This is a genomic window from Lactobacillus gigeriorum DSM 23908 = CRBIP 24.85 (assembly GCF_000296855.1).
In the GTDB taxonomy this organism is placed as follows: Bacteria; Bacillota; Bacilli; order Lactobacillales; family Lactobacillaceae; genus Lactobacillus; species Lactobacillus gigeriorum.
The window spans coordinates 1-9,932 of sequence record NZ_CAKC01000077.1 but is presented as its reverse complement, the minus strand read 5'-3'; the positions used below and the strand labels follow the sequence as shown (position 1 = coordinate 9,932).

10 protein-coding genes and 1 pseudogene are annotated in these 9,932 nt (G+C 36.0%); all 11 read left to right on the top strand.

All coding sequences use genetic code 11. From position 1 onward, the window contains the following. Window positions 1–81: 81 nt before the first annotated feature. Window positions 82–252: pseudogene (locus tag BN52_RS10635) on the top strand (IS4 family transposase); the annotation flags it as partial. Between the two features lie 246 nt (window positions 253–498). After that, window positions 499–1,221, top strand: coding sequence for a GntR family transcriptional regulator, LSA1692 subfamily (locus BN52_RS07485; RefSeq protein WP_008473850.1), 723 nt, complete (start codon window positions 499–501; stop codon window positions 1,219–1,221). A 9-nt stretch (window positions 1,222–1,230) separates the two neighbouring features. Continuing rightward, window positions 1,231–2,547 carry a Sapep family Mn(2+)-dependent dipeptidase gene (locus BN52_RS07480; protein ID WP_008473849.1) on the top strand — a complete coding sequence of 439 codons (1,317 nt, stop codon included), beginning with the start codon at window positions 1,231–1,233 and terminating at the stop codon, window positions 2,545–2,547. A gap of 15 nt (window positions 2,548–2,562) precedes the next feature. Continuing rightward, entirely contained in the window at window positions 2,563–3,516 is a 954-nt protein-coding gene (locus BN52_RS07475; RefSeq protein ID WP_008473848.1) for a glycosylasparaginase, read from the top strand. Between the two features lie 15 nt (window positions 3,517–3,531). Then, window positions 3,532–4,056, top strand: a complete 525-nt coding sequence (locus tag BN52_RS07470) for a GrdB-related putative oxidoreductase (RefSeq protein ID WP_008473847.1) — start codon at window positions 3,532–3,534, stop codon at window positions 4,054–4,056. Between the two features lie 36 nt (window positions 4,057–4,092). Beyond that, the gene (locus BN52_RS07465; protein WP_008473845.1) at window positions 4,093–5,406 is read left to right on the top strand and encodes a PTS sugar transporter subunit IIC; all 1,314 of its coding nucleotides are present in this window, start codon (window positions 4,093–4,095) and stop codon (window positions 5,404–5,406) included. A 2-nt stretch (window positions 5,407–5,408) separates the two neighbouring features. Beyond that, entirely contained in the window at window positions 5,409–6,053 is a 645-nt protein-coding gene (locus BN52_RS07460; RefSeq protein WP_008473844.1) for a copper homeostasis protein CutC, read from the top strand. 152 nt (window positions 6,054–6,205) lie between these two features. Beyond that, entirely contained in the window at window positions 6,206–7,717 is a 1,512-nt protein-coding gene (locus BN52_RS10480; RefSeq protein WP_008473843.1) for a M1 family metallopeptidase, read from the top strand. A gap of 116 nt (window positions 7,718–7,833) precedes the next feature. Further along, window positions 7,834–8,685: a diguanylate cyclase gene (locus tag BN52_RS07450; protein WP_008473842.1), complete on the top strand. Its 852-nt coding sequence runs from the start codon at window positions 7,834–7,836 to the stop codon at window positions 8,683–8,685. A gap of 4 nt (window positions 8,686–8,689) precedes the next feature. Continuing rightward, a complete protein-coding gene (locus BN52_RS09950) occupies window positions 8,690–8,833 on the top strand; it encodes a hypothetical protein (protein ID WP_005719075.1) in 144 nt (47 codons plus the stop codon). Continuing rightward, the coding region (locus BN52_RS07445) for a glycosyltransferase family 2 protein (RefSeq protein WP_040473494.1) at window positions 8,826–9,932 on the top strand (1,107 nt) is incomplete at its 3' end. The genes BN52_RS09950 and BN52_RS07445, both read left to right, overlap by 8 nt.

Sequence of the window (9,932 nt, the reverse complement as noted above, 5' to 3'; positions counted from 1 at the left end):
TTCAACACCATTATAAAGGACATCATGAGTCTTTTCTTTTTTCAAAGATTAACTGTTGCACTTAGATTGTAAATTCAAGATCTAATGAATGAATCCTTGCCTGATATTATATTCGTAGATGCATTGGTCTACTTAATTTCAGAATTAAAAGAGCTTAAACGGAATAGTTTTGAAAAGATAGATGAAGTAATCAATGACTTTATTAACCAACTGCCACGATTCATACAAATTGCACTGAAACAGATTATATAAAAACTAATAAAGCCCAGAAAAGCTCAACAGCGACAAGACTTGAGCTTGATTTTGGTGCTTTCAAGTTTCAGATAAGTTATTTTCCTCCATGAATAGCTTGAATATAGTATAGCATAAGGGTTTAGTGGGTAAAAAAATCTTGCCTAGGGCAGTCTGGAGAAATCGTTTGCAAAAATGGTAAATACAGAATAGTATATACTATAGAGTGCGAATTATGTTAGGAGAAAACTGCTAAAGGAGGCTATTATGCCTAAGTTCGATGAAATAGCCAAACTAATTGAGAAGAGAATAAAGGATAAGGTATATTCTAGTTCTCAAAAATTACCTTCAGAGTATCAATTTGCTAAAGAATTTAATGCTTCTAGACTAACAGTTCGTAAAGCAATTCAAAGTTTGATTGAGAAGCAAGTTTTAGTAAAAGATCCAGGCAAAGGAACTTATGTAATGGCTGGACTTAATAAAGAAAAGATCCAGTCCGGTATCGGCGGGTTACAAAGTTTTACTGAGGTGGCAAAAGCGCATGGTAAAACTGCACATACTAAGGTATTGGAATATCATTTGTTAACCAATCCGTCAGTAGATGTGATGAAAGCTTTAAAACTCGAAGACCGGTTGAATCAGAAAGTTCACTATTTAAAAAGAATCAGATTTTGGGATGAAATGCCATTAACAGTTGAAGAGATAATTATTAGTGATGAATATGTTCAAGGATTGCACAAAGCAGATTTTTCTAGATCACTATTCTCAATAATTGAAAAGACGACAAAAATTGCCTATTCTCGTCAACAAATTGAAGCAGTATTAGTAACTGATGAATTAGCTAAATTACTTAAAGTTAAAGAAAATGACCCATTATTAAAAGAACGGTCAATAACATATTCTGCTGATGGAAAACCAATTTTTTTGGATAATTCATATTATAGAGCTGATAAATATTCGTTTGATTCAACTTTAACACGATTGCAATAGGTGATTAAAATGATTAATAGAAAAGCAATAGATGATAGTATTGAAGCCAGCAAGAATCAATTCTATGAAGAACTAGCCAAGTTAATAGCAATTAAAAGCGTGAAGGGAAAAGCTCATCAAGATGCTCCATTTGGATCAGGACCAAGGGAAGCTTTAGAAGCTATAGTAAAAATAATTGAAAAATTCGGTTTTAAAGCTAGGATCGTAAATAATGCGATGGCTTATGCACAATGGGGTGAAGATAATCAGGACTATGTTGGGGTTGTTGATCATTTGGACGTAGTTCCTGTAGGCGAAAATTGGCACACAGATCCATGGACGTTAACCAAAGTTGGGGATAAATACTATGGTCGTGGTATTTTGGATAATAAAGGTCCAGCTTTTGCCACATTATGGGCATTGAAACTATTAAAGGATTTAGGTTATCAACCTAAGCAAACGATTCGGATTATCTTTGGATCAGATGAAGAAAGTGGTTCAAATGATATTCCGCTTTATCTTAAAGCTGAAAAACCTCCGATTTTTGGTTGGACAGCAGATTGTAAGTATCCAGTTGTATATGGTGAACGTGGGATTGTTAATTATGAAATAGATACACCAATTGTAGATGGCAGTTTAGCTGGGATAGGAGACTTTAGCGGTGATATGTCAAAAGACCATGTCCCAGATGACATTATGATTCAAATAGGTGATGAAAAGATTCATGCAATTGGAGTCAGATCTCCTAGCAATGCGCCTGAAATGGGAGTGAATGCTATAACAGAGTTAGCAAAAACAATCATTAATGATTTATCTGTATCAGGCCAAATGCTCGAGTATTTTAAATGGATAAATGAAAAACTTACTAATAAACATTATGGCGAAGGTCTTGGGCTCGATTTTAGCGATCAAGACTCAGGTAAATTAATTATGACACCAACTGGTATTTCTAAAACTTCTGATGGAATAAAGTTGGACTTGGCTTTTAGATACCCAGTTTCTTTCTCCGAAAGTCAAGTAACCCAGGGGTTACAAGCTGAATTACCAAAAAATAGCACACTAAAAGTTACAAGGAGCATCCCAAGCGTAATGCATGATAAGAATTCAAAATATATTAAAGTGCTATCTGAAGTGTATGAAGAAATCACTGGATTAGATGGCACACCAGTGACTACTACAGGTGCTACTTATGCTAGAAGCATGCCAAATATCATTGCGTTTGGCCCATCTTTTCCCGGACAAAAAGGAATCGCTCATAAGGAAGATGAATGGATGAGTGATCAAGATCTCATGTTGAATATAAAAATTTATATGTTAGCATTAATGAGACTTGGTAATTTAGATTGAGAAAGAAGTGATTAGATGACATGGGGAACAATTGCAACCTGGAGGATGGCTGCTGAAGGTATGGATAAAGCTAGTCAGCTGTTAGAAAATAATAGTTCTGCAGGAGATGCAGTTGAAGCACTAATTAAAGAAGTTGAAGCGTATCCATTTTATAAATCAGTTGGATATGGTGGTTTGCCTAATGAAGAAGGTGTTGTGCAAATGGATGCAGCATTTATGGATGGTGATACTTTTGCTCAAGGTAGTGTAGCAGCTATTGAAAATACGCTTCATGCTGTATCTGTTGCAAGAAAATTAAGTCAGGAACACTATAATAGCTTTAGAGTTGGCGAAGGTGCCACTAAATATGCTACCCTTAATGGCTTTGAAATGACTAATATGCTGACTGATCGCGCAAAAGCAAGATGGCAAAAGCGCCTCAAAGAAATAGAACAAGAACATCTTAATCCTTATGATGGCCATGATACAGTTGGAGCCATTACTCTCGCACAATCAGGATCAATGGCAGTAGCTACATCGACGTCAGGCTTATTCATGAAAAAACAAGGTAGAATAGGTGATTCACCGCTTTCAGGATCTGGTTTTTATGTAGATAGTGAAATTGGGGGAGCAGCCGCAACAGGATTAGGTGAAGATATTATGAAGGGGTGTCTTTCATATGAAATTGTTCGCCGTATGGGGGAAGGAGAATCACCTCAAGAAGCTTGTGATCATGCGGTATATCCATTTATTCGCAAATTGAAGAAGCACTATGGCAAAGCCGGTGAGTTTTCTTTAGTAGCAATGAACAATAAAGGTGAATGGGGAGTAGCAACTAACGTAGAATTCACTTTTTGTGTAGCGACTAATAAAGAACCAAGGAAGATTTTAATGGCTAATCCCGGAGAAAATGACACTACGATTATTGAACCGATTACTCAAGAATGGCTTGATGCATATGAGAAGCGAATACATGAGCCAATTAACTAATACGAGGTATTTATTATGAAAGTCATTATAATTTTAGATCAAATTCAAGCTGGTTTAGGTGGCAAAGAAAGAGCAGATACCCCATATGGTGGTAAAAAAATTGCTATGGGAATTGCTGAAAACGTTGAAAAACTACTTATCAAAAATGATAGTGAAATAATCGGGACATTTTATTGTGGTACGCAATATTATCAAGATCATCGAACGGAAGTACTAAATAAATTTACAAAAATGGCTGAAAAAATGCAGGCAGATGTTGTAATTGCTGGACCTACGTTTGACTATCCAGAATTTGCACAGATGTCAGGCGAAATTGCTGAATATTTTAGAATGAACAGTGATATTCCTATTGTTTCAGCAATGGCTCAAGAAAAGAATCAAGATGTAATTGATCGGTACAAAGATGATAATTTAATACTTAAAATGCCTAAAAAGGGAGGAGCTGGTTTAGCAGATTCATTAGAAAACCTTGTTGTTGGCTGTGAATTACTGGCCGGTCATGCTGATATGACTAAATTTAAAGCAGATTTTTGTTACTAGGTTAAAGCTATGATCTCGTAAAAGGAGGTAAGAAAAATGCAAAAGAAGTTTGAAAAGATAATGATGCCCCTAGCGGCAAAATTGGGGAATAATGTTGTTTTAAAGTCTCTTAGAGACGGGTTCTTGATTATTACACCATTAATTATCGTAACCTCAATTTTCCTATTGATTGGTAATTTTCCAATTCCGGGTTGGTCAGAATTTTGGATAAAATTGTGTGGCCCAAAGTTTCCAGAATGGTTTAGTGCGGTTTCAAACTCAGTATTCAGCTTCACAGGGATGCTTTCGGCAATTGCCATAGCTTATGCGTATGGAAAAAATCGAGGGATGAATCCAATTCAGGCTGGGATGGTCTCACTAATCTCATTTTTGATATTGACACCAACATCTATAACTGTCGGTAAAGAAAAAATAAGTGCGGTAATGACACAATTTGTTGGACCAAATGGAATTTTCCTTGGAATAATTATTGCTTTACTTAGTGTAGAAATTTATCGTTTTGCAGTAAAGCGTCATTGGACAATCAAAATGCCAGATGGAGTACCGCCTGCAGTTAGTCAATCGTTTGATGCTTTAATTCCAAGTGGATTAGTTGTATTATTCTTCTTCATTGTTAGAATTGTTTTCTCATTGACAAGTTTCCAGACAGCTTACAATTTTATTTATACGATGCTACAAGCACCATTGAAGAATGTTGGTATTTCATTGCCATCAGTCTTACTGTACAACTTCTTAGCAAGTTTCTTCTGGTTCTTTGGAATCAATGGACCTTCAATTACAAATGCAGTATGGCAACCGATCTTTTTCGTAGCTACTCAAGATAATCTAAAAGCTTTTCAAAGCCATGTAGCTGTACCGCATACATATACTCAGCCATTTATTGATATTTTTACGACTTATGGTGGTGGCGGTAGTACATTAGCCTTGTTGATTGTAGTTTTCACTATTTGTAAATCAAAGAGAATTAAAGAATTAGGTAAGTTAGCAATTTTACCAGGAATCTTTGGTATTAACGAACCTGTGATTTTTGGATTGCCTGTTGTTTTGAATCCTATTATTGTTGTTCCATTCATTCTTTGCCCAGTATTAAATACTTTATTATCAGGTCTAGCAATGGATTTAGGACTAGTTGCTAAAACTACTGGAGTCTTGCTTCCTTGGACAACCCCACCAATCATCTCAGGTTGGTTAGCAACAGGTAGTTGGACAGGATCGGCTTTACAGTTGGTAGAGCTAGTATTAAATATTTTGATTTATTATCCATTTGTTAAAATGTTAGATAAGCAATACTTGAAGGATGAACAAGTTGCTGATGAAAATGACCTAGATATTGATTTTAGTCAGGTATAAAAATGTTAAGAGAAATTTGTGTTGAAAATTTTACTGATATCCCACGAATGATCGAGGCTGGTGCGAATCGTATTGAGCTAAATAATGATTTAGGTGCAGGTGGAACCACCCCATCATTTGGTGTTATCAAACAAAGCATCAAATATGCTCATCAACATCAGATTCCAGTAGTTGTGATGATTCGTCCACGTGGCGGAAATTTCGTTTATAACGATGATGAATTTACAATTATGAAACAAGATCTTCAGGTAGCAGCGATACTTGGAGCTGACGGTGTTGCTTTGGGGTGTTTAACAGCTGATAAGCAATTAGATAAAGTTAAGATGACTGAATTATGTGCAATGGCAAGACTGCTGAAATTGGATCTGGTTTTGCACATGGCTTTTGATGAGCTTAGCGAAGACCAACAGCTGGAACTGATCCCATGGCTAGTTGAACATGATGTAACAAGGATTTTAACTCATGGTGGTCCACTGGGGACTGACATTCTTGATAATTCAGTACGCTTGAAAAAGCTTATTTCTGCCACTGATGGTAAGATTGAAATTTTGCCAGGTGGAGGGATTACTGTTGAGAATTATGAAAGAATAGCCTTGGAGCTGGGTGTGACCCAAGTCCATGGTACTAAAATCGTATCAATGAATTAAGGCAAATGCAGGATCGATGATGCTTGAGCAGATCATGATTCTGCATTTTTGCTATACCACTATATCTTGTATTTTATACTAGCGTAATGGTCAGAACTGGGCGTATAATGTGCGTATGAATAATCAATAAAGGGCAACTTGGAGGGATATTTATGAAAAAACTCAAGTATCTTTTTGCTATTGTAGTAGCATTTTCTATGCTCTTGATCGCTCAACCCGTTCATGCGGTAGATACTGATCCTGAGATCAAAGCAACTAATTATAATTTGCTAGTTCATCTAGATACGAAGAAAAATCAATTGCAAGAGTCGGCAACGATCACGATTCAAAATAATACTGCGAAGCCAATCACGCAAGTAATGGTGCGTAACATTGCTAGTGGTGTTTTAACCTATGATCAAAAACACTATAAAGGCAATAAAAATAAGACTACGGTAATCAAACAAATTACTGCAAATCAACAAAAGCTGGCATATGAGTTCAAAGGTGACGAAAGTAATATTTTGGTTGATTTACCTACAAGTCTTACACCTGGGGCAAGTACGCAAATTAATGTTGAAGTACAAACCGACGTTCCTTGGCGTAAGGATCGGTTTGGTTACCAAGCAATAGCTGGAGGCAAAATTTACAACCTTTCTTTTTGTTTCCCATATCTAAGCGATTATCGCAACGGAAAATGGAATTATCATCCCTATAATGATGAAGGGGAAAACCGTAATCTTGCAGTCAGCGATTATCAAGCTGAGATCTACGCTCCAAAATCTTACAAAGTCGTAACAAGTGGTGAAAGTCATACCAAAGATGGTAAAACTACGGTTGTTGCTAAAGATATACGTGATTTTGTAATTGTGGCTTCTAACAAGTTCAAGGTGAGTTCTACCAAGGCAAATGGCATTAAGATCAATAATTATTATTATGCTGGTAAAAGTGCCAAGATTTATAACCAACTTGCAAAGCAGACGGCAGTGGATAGCATCAAGCTGTTTACTAAAAAATATGGGCCATATCCATATTCCGAATTAGATCTTACCGAATCGCCATTTAGTAGCGATACTGGAGGTATGGAATATAGTGGCTTAGTAATGATTGCTCAAGATACTTTTGCTCGCAAAAAAGCAGCTTCTAAGGAAGATTATGACAGCGTCATTGAAGATGTTAGTCATGAAGTAGCCCATCAATGGTTCTTCAATACCGTGGGTAATGATGAATATACTGAGCCTTGGCTTGACGAAGGTATGGCAGAATTCTCGGAAGATATTATCTTTGATTTATCTTCAACTAAGACTAGTGCGCTTTACCAAAAATTGATGAAAACTAAGCAAGATGCTTCGCTTATGAGGGATGTCAAAAAAATGTTGAATCAGCAGATGAAAACAGCCATTAAGTATAAACAAGGGATGATTATCAATTATCCACTTAACAAGATTCCTAAGAAATATGATGAAACTGATACTGCCTATAATGGTGGGAAGAGTTTTTATTCTCTGTTACGTTATCTAATGGGTGAAAAGAAATTCGACCAGGCGATGAGAGATTACTACCATACATATTATCTAAAACAAGCAACCGGTAAAGACTTTATTGCGATTATCAAAAAACATGATAATTCCAAAGCTGTCAATGATTTAATTAAGCGCTATATTTCACCAAAATATTTACAATAAGTTTTAAACTAGTAGAGAAAATCTACTAGTTTTTTTCTATTCTTGCATTTCTTTGCCTAAATTATTACAATGAAAATTTGTAAATAAATAGCATAATTGAGGATGATGTTATAAAAATGACCAGAAAGTATTTTAAATTAGCAGGTTTAGCTTATCTTGCCAGCGTTACTTTCCCGATATTGTTGTTATGGCTAGCAAGATTATACCCAGCTAATGTCTTTAATGGCCTAGTAATGATTTTGATTTTAGCGATTTTAACTGGCTTAATCTTTTCAAGAGTCGATGTTACTTGGCTGATTTTAATTCTTACCACGATTGGAGCAGGATTCTTACTGTTAGGCTATGTAGTAATGCCAGTTAAGGAAAAATTTTTATTATTGATTGCTTATCCTATTGAGGCTAGTCTAGTTACCGTCATTAGACAGCACATTATTCGCTGGAGCTTTTTTACCAATCGTAATGATGAAATCCGGCATTATAATTCGCTTTATGATCGAAGGTTAAAGCTAAGGACTTTCGATAGTGCTGAAAAGTTTTATCAAAATGAATTGCATAAAATTGAGAAAAATCCTGAACTTGACTTGTGGTCCAACGTTCAAATTGTGAGTTGGGATCAACATAAGCAGTATGCGGAAGCTCATCCTAATAGTCATGATCGGATCCTGAAGCAGATTACTAAAGTTTTGAAAAATAATCGGCTCAAGGGGGAGTTTATTTACTTTATGGGGGATGCGACTTTTTTGATAATTTCGCCAGAAATCCCCAATGAATTAGTAAAAAAGGTCAATCACATCGTTGATACAAAATTAAGCGAGTTAGAGTTGCCGATTCCTGTTTCGCTAAAACATGCGAGTGTCCATATTAATGTCGACAATAGTGATAGATTCCCTGACTTGATGGCAGTAATTCGTTTCTTACGTCGTGAATTGGAAACTGAAATTGTGACTGAATACATAAAGGAAAAATAGCAAAATGAACTGGTTTTATTATTTATCCGTGATTATTTCTGTAATCTTTGCAATTGCATTTTTAGTAATTTTCTTCTGTGCTTATAAAATCTATGGCAATATCGAACAGGCATTAATGAAGAGTCAGAAAGGAGAATTGGATGACTGAGGGTTTTCAGATATTAACCTTGATTTCAATTTGGTTATCGATTCTATTTTCGTTAGTTACGCTTTGGGGCGGGGTGCTTTTTTGGTTAAAACACAGTAAAGAAATTGCTAAAATTACACCACTTGAGTATTATCCTACCGTTTCTATTGTTGTACCGGCTCATAATGAAGAAGCCGTTATTCAAAAAACTAGCAAAGCAATTCTGAACTTGAATTATCCAGAAGATAAAGTCGAAATTTTGATTTTTGCTGATAATTGCACTGATCGAACAGCGGAATTGGCTGAAGCCATTGGCAATCGGACTGAATATCAGAAACGACAGTTTAAAGTGATCAGAAGAACTGGTGAAGGCGGAAAATCTGGTGTCTTAAATGATGCGCTTAAGATGATCCATGGCGACTACTTATGCGTTTATGATGCCGATGCGATGCCTGAAGAAAATGCCTTGTATTTCTTGATCAAAAAGGTATTGGAAGATCCAGAACGTTATGTGGCTAGCTTTGGACGGAATAAGACGCGGAATGCAAAGCAAAACTTTTTGACTAGCTGTATAAACTTGGAAATTGTGGTAACGCATCGAATTCAGCACTGCGGAGTTTGGCAATTATTCAAAATTGGGCGCATTCCGGGCACTAACTTTGTGATTAAGACGGCTTTTTTAAAAGAGTTAGGTGGTTTTCGTTCTGGTGCTTTAACTGAAGATACTGATTTGTCATTTACGATTTTGGGCACTGGTAAATTAATTGCCCTAGCTCATAATTCTGAAGCCTTTCAACAGGAGCCTGAGAAGCTAAAAGACTATTATTATCAACGCTTGCGATGGGCTAAAGGTAATTACGAAGTGGTAATTAACAATTTTCGGCATTTATTTGACCATAGTAATTGGCGGGTCAAACTTGAAACTTTTTATATGTCCAGTATCTTTTTCTGGTTTAATGCTGCCGTAGTGTTATCAGATATCTTTTTCATTGTTAATATAATTTTTGCCGTCATAAAAATTTGGGTTCCGACAGTTGAGATGCCATTTACTTTTACTGCTGGGAATCTATTATTAAGTCAAGTTTTACTCTTTAATTGGCTGTTGATGATTCTGCTTTAT

Coding starts and splice junctions, on each gene's coding strand:
- BN52_RS07485 (WP_008473850.1), top strand. CDS start 499: ATGCCTAAGTTCGATGAAATAGCCAAACTAATTGAGAAGAGAATAAAG.
- BN52_RS07480 (WP_008473849.1), top strand. CDS start 1,231: ATGATTAATAGAAAAGCAATAGATGATAGTATTGAAGCCAGCAAGAAT.
- BN52_RS07475 (WP_008473848.1), top strand. CDS start 2,563: ATGACATGGGGAACAATTGCAACCTGGAGGATGGCTGCTGAAGGTATG.
- BN52_RS07470 (WP_008473847.1), top strand. CDS start 3,532: ATGAAAGTCATTATAATTTTAGATCAAATTCAAGCTGGTTTAGGTGGC.
- BN52_RS07465 (WP_008473845.1), top strand. CDS start 4,093: ATGCAAAAGAAGTTTGAAAAGATAATGATGCCCCTAGCGGCAAAATTG.
- BN52_RS07460 (WP_008473844.1), top strand. CDS start 5,409: ATGTTAAGAGAAATTTGTGTTGAAAATTTTACTGATATCCCACGAATG.
- BN52_RS10480 (WP_008473843.1), top strand. CDS start 6,206: ATGAAAAAACTCAAGTATCTTTTTGCTATTGTAGTAGCATTTTCTATG.
- BN52_RS07450 (WP_008473842.1), top strand. CDS start 7,834: ATGACCAGAAAGTATTTTAAATTAGCAGGTTTAGCTTATCTTGCCAGC.
- BN52_RS09950 (WP_005719075.1), top strand. CDS start 8,690: ATGAACTGGTTTTATTATTTATCCGTGATTATTTCTGTAATCTTTGCA.